Origin of the sequence: Pseudomonas bharatica (genome assembly GCF_048586865.1) — a bacterium.
GTDB classification, from domain to species: Bacteria; Pseudomonadota; Gammaproteobacteria; order Pseudomonadales; family Pseudomonadaceae; genus Aquipseudomonas; species Aquipseudomonas bharatica.
Window position 1 is genome coordinate 62758 of sequence record NZ_JBMAWR010000016.1, and the last position, 16612, is coordinate 79369.

At 63.9% G+C, this 16612-nt stretch carries 19 protein-coding genes; all 19 read left to right on the forward strand.

Features of this window, described 5'->3' with window-relative positions; all coding sequences use genetic code 11:
* Position 1: 1 nt before the first annotated feature.
* The 19 genes from fliJ to ACKLLE_RS18180 all read left to right on the forward strand — a co-directional run bounded on the left by fliJ (position 2) and on the right by ACKLLE_RS18180 (position 16601).
* Complete coding sequence (gene fliJ / locus ACKLLE_RS18090; protein ID WP_009400041.1) at positions 2–454, forward strand: flagellar export protein FliJ; 453 nt, start codon at positions 2–4, stop codon at positions 452–454.
* A 94-nt stretch (positions 455–548) separates the two neighbouring features.
* Positions 549–854, forward strand: a complete 306-nt coding sequence (locus ACKLLE_RS18095) for an STAS domain-containing protein (RefSeq protein WP_009400039.1) — start codon at positions 549–551, stop codon at positions 852–854.
* Between the two features lie 8 nt (positions 855–862).
* Complete coding sequence (locus ACKLLE_RS18100) at positions 863–2566, forward strand: ATP-binding SpoIIE family protein phosphatase (protein WP_420058679.1); 1704 nt, start codon at positions 863–865, stop codon at positions 2564–2566.
* 27 nt (positions 2567–2593) lie between these two features.
* A complete protein-coding gene (locus ACKLLE_RS18105; RefSeq protein ID WP_420058680.1) occupies positions 2594–2941 on the forward strand; it encodes an Hpt domain-containing protein in 348 nt (115 codons plus the stop codon).
* A 98-nt stretch (positions 2942–3039) separates the two neighbouring features.
* Positions 3040–4347 (forward strand): flagellar hook-length control protein FliK, encoded by a 1308-nt coding sequence (locus ACKLLE_RS18110; protein WP_420058681.1) that lies wholly within the window; start codon positions 3040–3042, stop codon positions 4345–4347.
* 185 nt (positions 4348–4532) lie between these two features.
* A complete protein-coding gene (gene fliL, locus ACKLLE_RS18115) occupies positions 4533–5033 on the forward strand; it encodes a flagellar basal body-associated protein FliL (protein WP_420058682.1) in 501 nt (166 codons plus the stop codon).
* A 9-nt stretch (positions 5034–5042) separates the two neighbouring features.
* Positions 5043–6011 carry a flagellar motor switch protein FliM gene (fliM, locus tag ACKLLE_RS18120; protein WP_009400032.1) on the forward strand — a complete coding sequence of 323 codons (969 nt, stop codon included), beginning with the start codon at positions 5043–5045 and terminating at the stop codon, positions 6009–6011.
* A gap of 45 nt (positions 6012–6056) precedes the next feature.
* Positions 6057–6524 carry a flagellar motor switch protein FliN gene (fliN, locus tag ACKLLE_RS18125; protein WP_064302530.1) on the forward strand — a complete coding sequence of 156 codons (468 nt, stop codon included), beginning with the start codon at positions 6057–6059 and terminating at the stop codon, positions 6522–6524.
* The gene (fliO, locus tag ACKLLE_RS18130) at positions 6525–6986 is read left to right on the forward strand and encodes a flagellar biosynthetic protein FliO (RefSeq protein WP_064302531.1); all 462 of its coding nucleotides are present in this window, start codon (positions 6525–6527) and stop codon (positions 6984–6986) included.
* The gene (fliP, locus tag ACKLLE_RS18135; RefSeq protein ID WP_009400028.1) at positions 6986–7738 is read left to right on the forward strand and encodes a flagellar type III secretion system pore protein FliP; all 753 of its coding nucleotides are present in this window, start codon (positions 6986–6988) and stop codon (positions 7736–7738) included. The genes fliO and fliP overlap by 1 nt, the downstream gene beginning before the upstream one ends.
* Positions 7739–7754: 16 nt before the next feature.
* The gene (fliQ, locus tag ACKLLE_RS18140; RefSeq protein ID WP_009400027.1) at positions 7755–8024 is read left to right on the forward strand and encodes a flagellar biosynthesis protein FliQ; all 270 of its coding nucleotides are present in this window, start codon (positions 7755–7757) and stop codon (positions 8022–8024) included.
* 7 nt (positions 8025–8031) lie between these two features.
* On the forward strand, positions 8032–8808 hold the full coding sequence (gene fliR / locus ACKLLE_RS18145) for a flagellar biosynthetic protein FliR (RefSeq protein WP_064302532.1): 777 nt from the start codon (positions 8032–8034) through the stop codon (positions 8806–8808).
* 2 nt (positions 8809–8810) lie between these two features.
* A complete protein-coding gene (gene flhB, locus ACKLLE_RS18150) occupies positions 8811–9947 on the forward strand; it encodes a flagellar biosynthesis protein FlhB (protein ID WP_420058683.1) in 1137 nt (378 codons plus the stop codon).
* 220 nt (positions 9948–10167) lie between these two features.
* A complete protein-coding gene (flhA, locus tag ACKLLE_RS18155; RefSeq protein WP_009400024.1) occupies positions 10168–12297 on the forward strand; it encodes a flagellar biosynthesis protein FlhA in 2130 nt (709 codons plus the stop codon).
* A gap of 11 nt (positions 12298–12308) precedes the next feature.
* Positions 12309–13622, forward strand: a complete 1314-nt coding sequence (flhF, locus tag ACKLLE_RS18160; RefSeq protein ID WP_009399967.1) for a flagellar biosynthesis GTPase FlhF — start codon at positions 12309–12311, stop codon at positions 13620–13622.
* A 121-nt stretch (positions 13623–13743) separates the two neighbouring features.
* Positions 13744–14577, forward strand: coding sequence for a flagellar synthesis regulator FleN (gene fleN, locus ACKLLE_RS18165; RefSeq protein WP_009399964.1), 834 nt, complete (start codon positions 13744–13746; stop codon positions 14575–14577).
* Positions 14574–15314, forward strand: a complete 741-nt coding sequence (fliA, locus tag ACKLLE_RS18170; RefSeq protein ID WP_420058684.1) for an RNA polymerase sigma factor FliA — start codon at positions 14574–14576, stop codon at positions 15312–15314. The genes fleN and fliA overlap by 4 nt, the downstream gene beginning before the upstream one ends.
* A gap of 105 nt (positions 15315–15419) precedes the next feature.
* The gene (locus ACKLLE_RS18175; RefSeq protein WP_205884592.1) at positions 15420–15794 is read left to right on the forward strand and encodes a chemotaxis response regulator CheY; all 375 of its coding nucleotides are present in this window, start codon (positions 15420–15422) and stop codon (positions 15792–15794) included.
* Between the two features lie 18 nt (positions 15795–15812).
* Positions 15813–16601, forward strand: a complete 789-nt coding sequence (locus ACKLLE_RS18180) for a protein phosphatase CheZ (RefSeq protein ID WP_064302535.1) — start codon at positions 15813–15815, stop codon at positions 16599–16601.
* The last annotated feature ends 11 nt before the right edge of the window (positions 16602–16612 follow it).

The following is a 16612-nucleotide window of genomic DNA, read 5'->3' on the forward strand; positions in this document are numbered from 1 at the left end:
CATGGCCCAGCCCAGTCGTGCCGCGCGCCTGGCCCCGGTGGTGGAGATGGCCGAGGATGCCGAGCGCAAGGCCGCGCAGCGTCTCGGGCACTTCCAGCAGCAGGTGGCCCAGGCCCAGGCCAAGCTGGCAGAGCTCGACCAGTTCCGCAGCGACTACCAGCAGCAATGGATGCAGCGCGGCAGCCAGGGGGTATCGGGCAAATGGCTGGTGGGCTTCCAGCGTTTCCTCGGCCAGCTCGACACGGCGGTGGCGCAGCAGCACCAGAGCCTGGTCTGGCACCAGAACAACCTCAATAGCGCCCGCGGCACCTGGCAGGAGGCCTACGCCCGGGTCGAGGGGCTGCGCAAGCTGGTCCAGCGCTACATCGAGGAAGCCCGGCTGCTGGAGGACAAGCGTGAGCAGAAGCTTCTCGACGAACTGTCGCAACGCCTGCCGCGGCACGATCGATTCTGACACCACGCGCTGGTCGGCCTGCCTTGCCGGGCTCCGGGCGGGCTGCTAAACCTTCTAGAGGACCGCACTCGCCACCTCCGAAGGAAGCGCCAACATGGCTGTTGAAACCGAGTTGTCCCAGGACGGGAAAAAGCTGACGATCCGCATCAAGGGTCGTTTCGATTTCGGCAGGCACCAGGAATTTCGCGACTCCTACGAGCGCACGCCGGTGCGCCCCGACAGCTTCGATGTCGACCTCAAGGACGCCACCTACCTGGATAGCTCCGCCCTGGGCATGCTCCTGCTGCTGCGTGATCACGCCGGTGGCGACAATTCGAATATCCGGGTGATCAACACCAACTCCGATGTGCGCAAGATCCTTGCGATCTCCAACTTCGAAAAACTCTTCGATATCACTTGAGCGCCAGCATGAGCGACGGGCATACCCTGACTGTCCTGATCGCCGAGGATGGCGCGACCGACCGGCTGTTGCTGGCTACTATCGTGCGCAAGCAGGGGCACAGGGTGCTGACCGCGGAGAACGGCAAGCTGGCGGTCGCCCTGTTCGCCGAACAGCGCCCGCAATTGGTGTTGCTGGACGCGGTCATGCCGGTGATGGACGGCTTCGAAGCGGCGCGGCAGATCAAGGCGTTGGCCGGCGAGGAGCTTGTGCCGATCATCTTCCTCACCTCCCTGACCGAGGACGATGCCCTGGTGCGCTGCCTGGAGGCCGGCGGCGACGATTTCCTCGCCAAGCCCTACAGCCCGGCGGTGCTGGCAGCCAAGATCAAGGCCATGGATCGCCTGCGCCGCCTGCAGGCCACGGTAGTGGAACAGCGCGACCAGATTGCCCTGCATCACAACCACCTGCTCAACGAACAGCGCGTGGCCAAGGCGGTGTTCGACCAGATCGCCCATGCCGGTTGCCTCGGTGCGCCAAACATCCGCTACCTGCAATCACCCTATGCACTGTTCAACGGCGACTTGCTGCTGGCAGCGTTCACGCCCACCGGTGACATGCACGTGCTGCTCGGCGACTTCACCGGCCATGGCCTGCCGGCCGCGGTGGGTGCCATGCCCCTGGCCGAAGTCTTCCATGGCATGACGGCGAAGGGCTACGGCCTGGCGGAAACCCTGCGCGAGATGAATGCCAAGCTCAAGCGCATCCTGCCGGTGGACATGTTCTGCTGCGCGTTGCTGCTGAACCTCAGCTTCGAGCGGCGCGTGGTGGAAGTCTGGAACGGTGGCATGCCTGACGGCTATCTATTGCCGGCTTCCGGCGACCAGGCCACGCCGCTGGTGTCGCGACACCTGCCGCTGGGGGTGTTGTCGCCTGAACGCTTCGACGAACGTACCGATGTGCTGCCGCTGGCCCTGGGTGACCGCCTGTTTCTGCTCACCGATGGCGTGGTGGAAACCTGCGATGAAAGTGACGAGCCTTTCGGCGTCGAGCGCCTGCTGCGGGTGTTCAGTGAAAATCGCCACCCCGAGCATCTGTTCGACGACGTCCTGCTGGCCCTGGAAGCGTTCCGTGGTCGCGCGCGGGACGATGCCAGCCTGCTGGAAATCACCGTAGTGGCCCCGGAGCGGCTGATGCCGGCGCCGTTGATGTACTCCGACAGCGGCCAGTCGAGCCCGCTGGACTGGTCGCTGTCCTTCGAGTTCCGTGCCCGGACCCTCAAGCGTTTCAACCCGCTGCCCTGGTTGATGCAGGTGCTGCAGGAGGTGCACGGCCTGCGCAAGCAGAGCGGTGCCCTGTACAGCGTGCTCAACGAGCTGTATTCCAACGCCCTGGAGCATGGCGTGCTGGGCCTGGACTCCGCGCTCAAGCGCGACGCCCAGGGCTTCACCACCTACTACCAGGAGCGCGACCGACGCCTGCAGGGCCTGGACAGCGGCCATATCCGTGTAAGCCTGCGCGTGGAACCCTGGAAGGGAGGAGGGCGTCTCATTATTGAAGTCGAGGACAGCGGCGACGGCTTCGACATGGGTAAAGTGAGCGCCTTGCCTGCTGTCGAGCAGCGTCTGAGCGGACGTGGCCTGAATCTGGTCCGCCGGCTGGGCCGGCATGCCGAATGGAGCGATGGCGGGCGCCGGGCGCGCGTGGAGTTCGCCTGGGACGCTCTGGCATAATCGCAGTCTTGATCAAGGAGTGAACAAGTGTCCGATTCTCATGTTGACCGCAAGGTATTGAGCGACCTCCAGGACGTCATGGGGGACGACTACCTCAAGCTGCTGGAAACCTTCCTCTACGACTCCGAGCGGCGTCTGAACGACCTCTTTCGCGCCCGCAATGCCGATGAGTTGCGGTTGGCGGCGCATAGCTTCAAGGGCAGTGCCAGCAACATGGGGGCGCATGAGCTGGCAGAACTTTGCCGCCAGGTGGAAGAGCGGGTGCAGCAGCACTTGCTGTTCGACATCGAGCACCTTATCAACCAGATCCGGCGGGAGTTTGTCGAGGTCCGCGACATCTTCCGTGACGAGTGCAAGCGGGTGCAGGTCAGCTGAGCCTGCGCTCTTCGATGTCGCGTCAGGCACAACCTGGCGCGACTTTTGCGTAACCTTCGCTATTCGTGATGCCAAGCTTCTGTAGCGGAGACCTTTTCATGCCCGTCGCATCAAACCCATTGCTGCAATCCAGCGTTGCCGCCAAGAGCGCACGGTCCCAGAACGCTACCCTGGACAAAGCCACGCAGAGCTTGAACGACAAGGGTTCGGACTTTTCCCGTGTCTATTCGCAGCAGGCCAAGGAGCCGGTTGCCGGCAAGAGCGAGGTGCCCGCGCAAGGCCGTGGAGGCGTCGACAAATCGGCGGCAAACAGCGGCAAGGCGCAAGAGCCCGAAGCCGGCAAGGTTGCCGATGGCGGCAAGGAATTGCCTGACGAACATGAAGTCCAGGCCAGCGCGACCGGGCAGGGCGATAGCGGCGATGCGAGCGATGTCGATGCCAATGCCAATGCCCAGCCACCCCTCGACGCCAACCTGGTTGCCGGCCAGTTGACCGATGCTGCACAGGGTGCGCAATTGCTCCAGGCCCAGGCCGAAGCGGTGGCGCCGGTGATCCAGGCGGCCGGCCAGCAGCCGGCGGCGGCGGTCACCCCTGCGGTCACCGATGATCAGGCCTTCGACCCGGAGGCGGATGCCCTGGCCGATCTGCCGGTACTGCGCCTGGCGCTGGAACAGAACGCCCAGGCCCAGGGCACCACCTCGGCCCACGCCAGCAAGACCCCGGGGCAGGAGGGTGCCCAGGCCCAGCAACCGGCTGTCAATACACTGGCGCAGATGCTCCAGCCGGGTGACGCCGATGCTGGCCAGACCGAAAGCGGCGACAAGGCCTTCGCCGGCCTGATCGACGACGGCCTCAAGGACCTCAAGGGCGCCAGCAGCGATACCCGGGTCGACGATTTCGCCAACCGCCTGGCCAGCCTGACCCAGGCCGTCACACCGAAGACCGCCAATGCCGTGGCACCTGCGCCGCTGCACCAGCCCCTGGCCATGAACCAGGGTGGCTGGACCGAGGGCCTGGTCAACCGGGTCATGTACCTGTCCAGCCAGAACCTCAAGTCTGCCGATATCCAGCTGGAGCCGAGGGAGCTCGGGCGCCTGGACATCAAGGTGAACATGGCCGTCGATCAACCGACCCAGATCACCTTCGCCAGCGGTCACGCCGGGGTGCGCGATGCCCTCGAGGGCCAGGTGCACCGCCTGCGCGAACTGTTCAGCCAGCAAGGCATGGCCCAGCCGGACGTCAACGTCGCCGACCAGCAGCGCCAGCAGCACAGCGCCAGCCAGGACGATTCGCCGAAGATGAGTGGTGTGGCGGCGCGGCGCAATGCCGAGGCGGCCGAAGGTGATGTGGCGGCCGTGGAACCGCAGACCGTCATCGGCTCCAGTACCGTCGACTACGTTGTCTGAGAGCTGTATGGATCCTGTGGGAGCGGGTTCACCCGCGATGACGGTAGTGAGACCACTATTGCAATCGCGGGTGAACCCGCTCCCACAGGATCCGCGTCGATAATTATTATCCGCAAACTGGCATAACACTTGCTCGGCCACACGCCATAGTGGAACAAACCTCCTGTGAGTGACGGATTATTGGCATGGCGAAGAGCGAAGCAGTCAAAGACCCCGCCGTTAAAGGCAAACTCAAACTGATCCTGCTGCTGGTCCTGGCCCTGTTGCTGGCCATCGGCCTGTCGGTTGGCGCTACCTGGTTCTTCCTGCACAAGTCCGAAAGCAAGCCTGCCGCCGAACCTGCTGCGGCTGCGGCCAACGTCAAGCAACCGGCCATCTACGAATCCATGTCGCCGGCCTTCGTGGTCAACTTCAACCAGAACGGCCGCCAGCGCTACATGCAGGTGAGCATCACCATGCAGGCCCGCGACCAGGCCGCCCTCGATGCGCTCAAGGTGCATATGCCGGTGATCCGCAACAACCTGGTCATGCTCTTCTCGGGGCAGTCCTTCGAGTCGCTGGCGACCCCGGTCGGCCAGGAAATGCTGCGCCAGAAGGCCACCGCCAGCGTCCAGGAAGTGGCGCAGAAGGAAGTCGGCAAGCTGGTCATCGACCAGTTGCTGTTCACCAATTTCGTATTGCAGTAGGAGCCGAAGATGGCCGTGCAGGACCTGCTGTCCCAGGATGAGATCGATGCCCTCTTGCATGGCGTCGACGATGGCCTGGTGCAAACCGAATCAAGCGCCGATCCCGGCAGCGTCAAAAGCTATGACCTGACCAGCCAGGATCGCATCGTCCGCGGTCGCATGCCGACCCTGGAAATGATCAACGAGCGTTTCGCCCGCTATACCCGCGTCAGCATGTTCAACCTGCTGCGGCGCTCCGCCGACGTGGCGGTGGGCGGCGTGCAGGTGATGAAGTTCGGCGAATACGTGCACTCGCTGTACGTACCGACCAGCCTCAACCTGGTGAAGATCAAGCCGCTGCGCGGCACCTCGCTGTTCATCCTCGACGCCAAGCTGGTGTTCAAGCTGGTGGACAACTTCTTCGGCGGCGACGGCCGTCACGCCAAGATCGAGGGGCGCGAGTTCACCCCGACCGAGCTTCGTGTCGTGCGCATGGTCCTCGACCAGTGCTTCGTCGACCTCAAGGAAGCCTGGCAGGCGATCATGCCGGTCAACTTCGAGTACATAAACTCCGAGGTCAACCCGGCCATGGCCAACATCGTCGGCCCGAGCGAGGCGGTGGTGGTCTCGACCTTCCATATCGAACTCGACGGCGGCGGCGGCGACCTGCACGTGACCATGCCGTATTCGATGATCGAACCGGTGCGCGAAATGCTCGACGCCGGCTTCCAGTCCGACCTGGACGACCAGGACGAGCGCTGGGTCAAGGCCCTGCGCGAAGACGTGCTGGACGTCAGCGTGCCGCTCAGTGCCACCGTGGCCCGGCGCCAGTTGAAGCTGCGCGACATCCTGCACATGCAGCCAGGCGACGTGATTCCCGTGGAACTGCCCGAGGACCTGGTCGTGCGCGCCAACGGCGTGCCGTCGTTCAAGGCCAGCCTGGGCTCGCACAAGGGCACCCTGGCCCTGCAGATCAAGGCGCCGATCGAGCGACGCTGAGCGCCTGACCCTCATTAACCGATTTGATTGCTTGTCGAGGACAAGATGGCTAACGAAAACGACATTACTTCGATGGAAGAGCAGGCGCTGGCCGACGAGTGGGCCGCTGCCCTTAACGAAAGCGGCGACGGCCAGGCCGATATCGATGCGCTGATGGCCGGCGACAGCGGTGCCTCCAGCGGCGGCCCCAGCCGTCTGCCGATGGAAGAATTCGGCAGCTCGCCACGCCCTAGCGAAGTGGTCAGCCTGGACGGGCCTAACCTGGACGTGATCCTGGATATCCCGGTGAACATCTCCATGGAAGTGGGCAGCACCGAAATCAGCATCCGCAACCTGCTGCAGCTCAACCAGGGTTCGGTGATCGAGCTTGATCGCCTGGCCGGCGAGCCGCTGGACGTGCTGGTCAACGGCACGCTGATCGCCCATGGCGAGGTGGTGGTGGTCAACGAGAAGTTCGGCATCCGCCTGACCGACGTGATCAGCCCGAGCGAACGCATCAAGAAGCTGCGCTGAGTGAAGCGTTTTCTCCTCCTGCTGGCGCTCGCCGCCGGCCTGTGCTGGATGCCCGTGGGCCTGGCGGCGCAGGTTGGCGCCACGCCGGCCGTGGCGACGGTGGCACCGGCAACGTCCGGCAGCGTCGCTGGCCAGTTGACCCAACTGGTTCTTGGCCTGTTGCTGGTGCTGGGGCTGATCTTCTTTCTCGCCTGGCTGCTGCGCCGGGTGCAGAACGCTGCGCCCAACGCCAACCAGCTGATCCAGGTGGTCGGCAGTCGCCAGGTGGGCCCGCGTGACCGGCTGTTGCTGGTGCAGGTCGGCGACGAGCAGATCCTCATCGGCCATACCCCGGGCAGCCTGACCGCCCTGCATGTCATGAACACACCCGTCGAAGCGCCGGCCAGCGCCCGCCCGGCCACGCCGGAATTCGCCCAGCGCCTGATGGAGCTGCTGGGCAAGGATCAGAAGGACAAGCCGTGATGGCCGCATTGCGAACGATATTGACGCTGCTGGTGCTGCTGGCCGCACCTGCGGCGCTGGCCGCCGACCCGCTGTCGATCCCGGCGATCACCCTGTCCAGCGGGGCGGATGGCCAGCAGGAGTACTCGGTCAGCCTGCAGATCCTGCTGATCATGACCGCGCTGAGCTTTATCCCGGCGTTCGTCATCCTGATGACCAGCTTCACCCGGATCATCATCGTCTTCTCGATCCTGCGCCAGGCCCTGGGCCTGCAGCAGACCCCGTCGAACCAGATCCTCATCGGCCTGGCGCTGTTCCTGACCCTGTTCATCATGGGCCCGGTATTCGACCGGGTGAACCGCGACGCCCTCCAGCCCTACCTGTCCGAGACCCTGACCGCGCCGCAGGCGCTGGAAAAGGCCCAGGTGCCGCTGAAGGACTTCATGCTGGCGCAGACCCGGCAGAGCGACCTCGACCTGTTCATGCGCCTGTCCAAGCGCACCGACATCGCCGGCCCCGACCAGGTGCCGCTGACCATCCTGGTCCCGGCGTTCGTGACCTCGGAATTGAAGACCGCGTTCCAGATCGGCTTCATGATCTTCATCCCGTTCCTGATCATCGACCTGGTGGTGGCGAGCGTGCTGATGGCCATGGGCATGATGATGCTGTCGCCGTTGATCATTTCCCTGCCGTTCAAGATCATGCTGTTCGTCCTGGTGGATGGCTGGGCCTTGATCATCGGCACCCTTGCCGGCAGTTTCGGCGGCGTTTGACGCGCAGGAGAGCAGCATGACCCCTGAAGTCGCAGTCGACCTGTTTCGCGATGCCCTGTGGCTGACCACCCTCATGGTGGCGGTGCTGGTGGTGCCGAGCCTGCTGGTGGGGTTGCTGGTGGCGATGTTCCAGGCGGCCACCCAGATCAACGAACAGACCCTGAGCTTCCTCCCGCGCCTGCTGGTGATGCTGGTCACCCTGATCGTCGCCGGGCCCTGGCTGGTGCAGAAGTTCATGGAGTACATCCTGAACCTGTACGGCAGCATTCCACAGCTAATCGGCTGATCGCGCCGTGCTCGAACTGACCGACACGCAGATTTCCACCTGGGTGGCCAGTTTCATCCTGCCGCTGTTCCGCGTGCTGGCCGTGCTGATGACCATGCCGGTATTCGGTACCTCGCTGCTGCCGCAGCGGATCCGCCTGTATTTCGGCGTGGCCATTACCGTGGTGATCGTCCCGGCGCTGCCGCCGATGCCGCCGGTCGAGGCGCTGGACATGAGCGCCCTGCTGCTGGTCGGCGAACAGATCCTCATCGGCGCGCTGTTCGGCCTGTCCCTGCAACTGTTCTTCCAGGCCTTCGTGATTGCCGGGCAGATCGTCGCGATCCAGATGGGTCTGGCCTTTGCCTCCATGGTCGACCCGGCCAACGGCGTCAACACCACGGTGATCAGCCAGTTCCTGACCATGCTGGTGACCTTGCTGTTCCTGTCGATGAACGGCCATCTGGTGGTCTTCGAAGTCCTTGTCGAAAGCTTCACCACCCTGCCGGTGGGCGGCGGGCTGATGGTCAACCATTTCTGGGAGCTGGCCGGACGCATGGGCTGGGTGCTGGGCGCCTCGCTGCTGCTGGTGCTGCCGGTGATCACCTCGTTGCTGGTGATCAACATCGCCTTTGGCGTGATGACCCGGGCGGCGCCACAATTGAACATCTTCGCCATCGGCTTCCCGCTGACCCTGGTGATCGGCATGGGGCTGTTCTGGGTCGGCCTGGCGGACATTCTTTCCCATTACCAGTCGTTGGCGTCCGAGGCGCTGCAATGGCTGCGTGAACTGGCACGGGCGCGCTGAGCATGGCAGAGAGCGAAAGCGGTCAGGACAAGACAGAAGACCCCACGGACAAACGCCGTAATGACGCCCGCGAAAAGGGCGAGATCGCCCGCTCCAAGGAGCTCAACACCGTTGCCGTGATGATTGCCGGGGCGGGTGGCCTGCTGACCTTCGGCGGCTATCTGGCCGAAGCGCTGATGGAGATCATGCGCAGCAACTTCAGCCTGTCGCGCGAGGTGCTGATGGATGAGCGCTACATGGGCATCTTCCTGCTGACCTCGGGCAAGCTGGCGATCCTTGCCACCCAGCCGGTGCTGCTGGTGCTGTTGCTGGCCGCCTTGCTCGGCCCGATTGCCCTGGGTGGGTGGCTGTTCGCCACCGGTACCCTGGCGCCGAAGTTCAGCCGGATGAACCCGCTCGCGGGGATCAAGCGGATGTTCTCGGTGCATTCCCTGGCCGAGTTGCTCAAGGCCATCGCCAAGTTCACCGTGATCCTGGTGGTGGCCCTGGCGGTGCTGTCCGCCGACCGTGACGACCTCCTGGCGATCGCCAACGAGCCGCTGGACCAGGCCATCATCCACAGCGTCCAGGTGGTCGGCTGGAGCGCCATGTGGATGGCCTGCGGGTTGCTGCTGATCGCCGCGGTGGACGTGCCGATCCAGCTCTGGCAGGCCAAGCAGAAGCTGATGATGACCAAGCAGGAAGTGCGCGACGAATACAAGGACACCGAGGGCAAGCCGGAGGTCAAGCAGCGGATCCGCCAGGTGCAGCGCGAGATTTCCCAGCGGCGGATGATGGCGGCGGTGCCCGAGGCCGACGTCATCATCACCAACCCGACCCACTATGCGGTGGCGCTCAAGTACGACCCGGAGAAGGGCTCGGCGCCCTTGCTGCTGGCCAAGGGTACCGATTTCATCGCCCTGAAGATCCGCGAGATCGCCGTGCAGCACAACATCCAGCTACTGGAGTCGCCGGCGCTGGCGCGCTCCATCTACCACTCCACGGAGCTGGAGGAAGAGATTCCCGCCGGGCTGTACCTCGCCGTAGCCCAGGTGCTGGCCTACGTCTACCAGATCCGCCAGTACCAGGCGGGCAAGGGCAAGCCCCCCGAGCCGCTCAAGGATCTGCCGATTCCGCCGGACCTGCGGCGCGATTCCTGATTTCCAGTTGTTCGCGGACCTTGTGGGAGCGGGTTTATCGGAACGCCGAACCGCCGCGATTGCGGTAGTGGGCTCACTGACGCAATCGCGGGTGAACCCGCTCCCACAGGGTTCGCGTTGTACTCCGAGTTTTCCATTTGAAAAAAGTTGGAAAGCTTCTTGCAAAGAGCAGCGCCAAGCGCCCCCGTGGCGTCAAAGTTTTGCTTGAAGAGGAAGACCGGTGGATCGCTCTCAGTTAATCAACAGCGCGCGCAGCAACCTCGGCAGCCTGGGCCGGGGCAATATCGGGGTGCCGGTATTACTGCTGATCATGCTGGCCATGATGATGTTGCCGATCCCGCCGTTCCTGCTGGACGTCTTCTTCACCTTCAACATCGCCCTGTCCATCGTGGTCCTGCTGGTCTGCGTGTACGCGCTGCGGCCGCTGGATTTCGCCGCGTTCCCGACCATCCTGCTGGTGGCGACCCTGCTGCGCCTGGCGCTGAACGTGGCCTCGACGCGGGTAGTGCTGCTCCACGGCCACGATGGCCACGGTGCCGCCGGTAAAGTGATCCAGGCCTTCGGTGACGTGGTCATCGGTGGCAACTACGTGGTCGGTATCGTGGTCTTCGCCATCCTGATGATCATCAACTTCGTGGTGGTGACCAAGGGTGCCGGGCGGATCTCCGAGGTGAGCGCACGCTTCACCCTCGACGCCATGCCCGGCAAGCAGATGGCCATCGACGCCGACCTCAACGCCGGCCTGATCAACCAGGACCAGGCCAAGGCACGCCGTGCCGAAGTGGCCCAGGAAGCCGAGTTCTACGGGTCCATGGACGGTGCCAGCAAGTTCGTGCGGGGCGACGCCATTGCCGGCCTGCTGATCCTGTTCATCAACCTGATCGGCGGCATGGCCATCGGCATGGTCCAGCACGGCATGACCTTCGGCGATGCCGGCCGGGTCTACGCCCTGCTGACCATCGGTGACGGTTTGGTGGCGCAGCTGCCGTCCCTGTTGCTGTCCACCGCCGCCGCGATCATGGTGACCCGTGCTTCCGGCTCGGAAGACATGGGCAAGCAGATCAATCGGCAGATGTTCGACTCGCCGAAGGCCCTGGCGGTCTCGGCGGCACTGATGATCGTCATGGGCCTGGTCCCGGGCATGCCGCACATCGCCTTCATCAGCCTCGGCCTGCTGGCCGGCGGCGGCGCCTACCTGGTGTGGAAGAAGCAGAACCAGGTCAAGGTCAAGGCTGCCCAGGAACTGCAGCGCCAGCAGGAAGCCCTGCCGTCGCCCTCGCGTGCTGCCGAGACCAAGGAGCTGGGCTGGGACGATGTCACTCCGATCGACATGATCGGCCTGGAAGTGGGCTACCGCCTGATCCCGCTGGTGGACCGCAACCAGGGTGGCCAGTTGCTGGCGCGGATCAAGGGCGTGCGCAAGAAGCTGTCCCAGGACCTCGGCTTCCTGATGCCCACGGTGCATATCCGCGACAACCTCGACCTGGCTCCGAGCACCTATCGCCTGACCCTGATGGGGGTGATCCTGGCCGAGGCGGAAATCTTCCCCGAGCGGGAAATGGCCATCAATCCGGGCCAGGTATTCGGTACGCTCAACGGTATTTCCGCGCGGGACCCGGCCTTCGGCCTGGAAGCGGTGTGGATCGATGTCGCCCAGCGTAGTCAGGCGCAGTCCCTGGGCTACACGGTGGTCGATGCCAGTACCGTGGTCGCCACCCACCTCAACCAGATTCTCTACAAGCATTGCCATGAGTTGATCGGCCATGAAGAGGTCCAGCAACTGCTGGCGGTGCTGGCCAAGGGCTCGCCGAAGCTGGCAGAGGAAATCGTCCCCGGGGTGTTGTCCCTGTCCGGTTTGTTGAAAGTGCTCCAGGCCCTGCTGGCGGAGCAGGTTCCCGTCAGGGATATCCGTAGCATTGCCGAGGCGATCGCCAACAATGCCAGCAAGAGTCAAGATACCGCCGCGCTGGTCGCCGCGGTCCGCGTCGGATTGTGTCGCGCTATCGTGCAAAGCATTGTCGGCACTGAGTCCGAGCTGCCTGTGATCACCCTTGAGCCAAGGTTGGAACAGATCTTGCTCAATAGTCTGCAAAGGGCCGGGCAAGGTCAGGAAGACGGTGTTCTTCTTGAACCGAGCATGGCGGAAAAGCTTCAGCGTTCGCTGATCGAGGCTGCCCAGCGTCAGGAGATGCAAGGTCAGCCGGCCATCCTGCTGGTAGCAGGACCGATCCGGCAAATGCTCTCGCGTTTCGGTCGCCTGGCCGTACCGAATTTGCATGTTTTGGCGTATCAGGAAATACCTGACAACAAGCAAGTCACCATCGTTGCCACAGTGGGCCCCAACGGCTGAGGTAGTGGGTTATGCAAGTTAAGCGTTTTTTCGCCGCCGATATGCGTCAGGCCATGAAGCTGGTTCGCGATGAGCTGGGGGCCGATGCCGCCATCATCGGCAACCGACGGATTGCTGGCGGTGTCGAGCTGACGGCGGCGCTGGACTACAAGCTGTCCGCCCTTGCGCCTCGGGTGCCCAACGCCGAGCTTGAAGACGAGCTGCGCAAGACCCAATCGCGCATCGCCACTGCCCAGGCCGAACTGAGCGCCCGCGACGACAGCGACAGCGGCAACCGCCAGCTGTTCGCCGGCCTGCCGCTGACGGCCTCCGAGCCGCTGGTCGAGCCACGTCATGAAGAGCCGGCGCCTGCGCCGGCCGCCCCGGCGCCATCGGCCATCGACCGGCGTATGTTCGATTCCATGCGTTCCGAGCTTTCCGGCCTGCGCGAGCTGCTGGAAGTCCAGCTCGGCTCCCTGGCCTGGAACCAGTTGCAGGGCGCCAAGCCGCACCAGGCCAATCTCTGGCGCCGCCTGCAGCGCATCGGCCTGTCCGGCCCGCTGGCCCGCGACCTGCTCGACCTGACCCAGGAAATCGTCGACCCGCGCCACGGCTGGCGCATGCTCCTGGCCCATCTGGCGCGGATGATCCATGTGCCGGATGTCGAGCCGATCGAGGAGGGCGGGGTGATCGCCATGGTCGGCCCGGCCGGCATGGGCAAGACCACCACCCTGGCCAAGCTGGCCGCGCGCTATGTGCTCAAGTACGGCGCGCAGAACCTGGCCCTGGTGAGCATGGACAGTTTCCGTATCGGTGCCCAGGAGCAGCTCAAGACCCTCGGGCGCATCCTCAACGTCCCGGTGACCCACGTCGATCCCGGCCAGTCCCTGGCCCAGGCGCTGGAGCCGCTGCTGCGCAAGCGCGTGGTGCTGATCGACACCGCCGGCCTGCAGGCCAGCGACCCGGCGCTGCGCATGCAGCTGGAAACCCTTGCCGGGCGTGGCATCCAGGCGAAGAATTACCTGGTCCTGGCCACCACCAGCCAGAAACAGGTGCTGACCGCCGCCTACCACAGCTACAAGCGCTGCGGCCTGGCCGGTTGCATCCTGACCAAGCTCGATGAAACCGCCAGCCTGGGCGAGGTTCTCAGCCTGGCGATCAGTCACGAACTGCCCGTGGCCTATCTTACCGATGGCCCGCGCATTCCTGACGACCTGCACCTGCCGCGGCGGCACCAGTTGGTAAGCCGCGCGGTCAGTGTGCAGATGCAGGACGATCCGAGCGAGGAGGCCATGGCCGATATGTTCGCCGACCTGTACCACAGTGACGGCAAGCGTGTCGGCTGAGGTGGATATGTATCAGTTGCAAAGTACCTACATCACACGGATCGCGTGGCAAGTCATGGCTGTAGCCAGCGCGGCCCCGTCATGTGGCCTCGGTCTAAGCAAGACAAGGTAAAGAACAAATATGGGTAGCATGCATCCCGTACAGGTGATCGCCGTGACCGGCGGCAAAGGTGGCGTTGGCAAGACCAACGTGTCGGTGAATCTGTCACTGGCACTGGCCGAGCTCGGTCGTCGCGTCATGCTGCTGGACGCCGACCTTGGCCTGGCCAATGTCGACGTACTGCTCGGGCTCACCCCCAAGCGCACCCTGGCCGACGTCATCGAAGGCCGTTGCGAGCTGCGCGACGTCCTGCTCCAGGGCCCTGGCGGTGTACGCATCGTTCCGGCGGCCTCGGGCACCCAGAGCATGGTGCACCTGGCCCCGGCCCAGCACGCCGGCCTGATCCAGGCCTTCAGCGAGATCGGCGACAACCTCGACGTGCTGGTGATCGACACCGCTGCGGGGATCGGTGACTCGGTAGTCAGTTTCGTTCGCGCGGCCCAGGAAGTGCTGCTGGTGGTGTGCGACGAGCCGACCTCGATCACCGACGCCTACGCGCTGATCAAGTTGCTCAACCGTGACTACGGCATGAGCCGTTTCCGCGTCCTCGCCAACATGGCGCAGAGCCCCCAGGAAGGGCGCAACCTGTTCGCCAAGTTGACCAAGGTCACGGATCGCTTCCTCGATGTCGCCCTACAATACGTCGGTGCCGTGCCGTACGACGAATGCGTGCGCAAGGCCGTGCAGAAGCAGCGAGCGGTCTACGAAGCCTTCCCGCGTTCCAAGTGCGCGCTGGCGTTCAAGGCGATCGCCCAGAAGGTCGATAGCTGGCCGCTGCCGGCCAACCCGCGCGGCCACCTGGAATTCTTCGTCGAACGTCTGGTGCAGCCGACCAGTGCGGGACCCGTGCTATGAACGCCAGCGGCTACCGGATGTACAGCAAGTCCTCGCGTGACGCCCAGTACGAGCTGATCGAGCGCTATGCGCCGCTGGTCAAGCGCATCGCCTACCACCTGCTGGCGCGGCTGCCGGCCAGCGTGCAGGTGGAAGACCTGATCCAGGCGGGGATGATCGGCCTGCTCGAAGTCGCCAACAAGTACGACTCGAGCAAGGGCGCCAGTTTCGAGACCTACGTCGGCATCCGTATCCGTGGCGCCATGCTCGATGAAGTGCGCAAGGGCGACTGGGCACCGCGCTCGGTGCACCGCAATACCCGCATGGTCAGCGACGCAATTCGGGCAATCGAAGCAAAAACCGGCCGTGACGCTAAAGATCACGAGGTTGCTGCCGAACTCCAATTGAGTCTCGATGATTACTACGGGATTTTGAACGATACCTTGGGCAGCCGCCTGTTCAGCTTCGACGACCTGCTGCAGGACGGCGAGCATGAAGGGCTGCACGAGGACGGCGCCAGTGCCCAGCTCGAGCCTTCGCGCGATCTGGAGGACGAACGCTTCCAGGCAGCCCTGGCCGATGCCATCGCCAACCTGCCGGAACGCGAACGCCTGGTCCTGGCGCTGTACTACGACGAAGAGCTGAACCTCAAGGAAATCGGTGAGGTCCTGGGGGTCAGCGAATCGCGCGTCAGCCAGTTGCATAGCCAGTGCGCGGCCCGCCTGCGCAGCCGGTTGGGGGAATGGCGGGCGCGTTGAACCCGGGTTCGATGCAGTCGTTACAACGTGGTAGCCGGAATGATTGAACGCGCGCTCAGCGCTGGGCGCGTTAAAGACTGCTTGGAGGTCTAATTGAACAAAGAAATGAAAATCCTCATCGTCGACGACTTTTCGACGATGCGGCGGATCATCAAGAACCTGCTGCGTGACCTGGGCTTCACCAACACGCACGAGGCCGACGACGGCACCACCGCGCTGCCCATGCTGGAAACCGGTAACTTCGACTTCCTCGTCACCGACTGGAACATGCCCGGCATGACCGGTATCGACCTGCTGCGCAAAGTGCGCGCGGAAGAGCGCCTGAAGCACCTGCCGGTGCTTATGGTGACCGCCGAAGCCAAGCGCGAGCAGATCATCGAAGCCGCCCAGGCCGGGGTCAACGGCTACGTCGTGAAGCCTTTCACCGCCCAGGTGCTGAAAGAGAAAATCGAAAAGATCTTCGAACGCGTCAACGCTTGATGCGTCAACGGGGGCGCTATGGACCATAAAGAATCATCTCTGGGCGATTTCGAAATCACCCTGAAGAAACATGCCCAGGAGCTGGTCGAGAGCCTCGAACGAGGCCAGTTCGGCGACGCGGTGCAACTGATCCATCAGCTGAACCAGACCCGTGACCGCGGCCTGTACCAGGAAGTCGGCAAGCTCACGCGCGAGCTGCACAGTGCGATCGTCAGTTTCCAGATCGACACGCACATGCCGCAGGCCGAGGAAATTTCCCAGATCACCGACGCCACCGAGCGCCTGGCCTATGTGGTCAAGCTCACCGAGGCGGCGGCGAACCGCACCATGGACCTGGTCGAGCAAGGCGCGCCCGTCGTCAACGAACTGGGGGACGAGGCCCGTGCACTGCATGCCGACTGGCAGCGCTTCATGCGCCGGGAAGTGGCCGCCTCGGAGTTTCGCGAGCTGGTCCAGCGTGTCGACAGGTTCCTGGCGCGCAGCGCCGAGGATAGCCAGAAAGTCAGTGGCTACCTCAACGACATTCTCCTGGCCCAGGACTATCAGGACCTGACCGGCCAGGTGATCAAGCGGGTGACCTCGCTGGTCACCGAAGTCGAGAAGAATCTCCTCAAGCTGGTGTTGATGGCCAGCCAGGTCGACCGCTTTGCCGGTATCGAGCATGACCGCCGTGAGCTGCATGCGGAAAAAGACGAAAGTAAACATCCGACTCGGGGTGAAGGACCGCAGATTCATGCCGATAAACGTGAAGATGTCGTGTCCGGTCAGGACGATGTCGATGATCTGCTGTCCAGCCTGGGTTTTTAGGGAGCACGTTT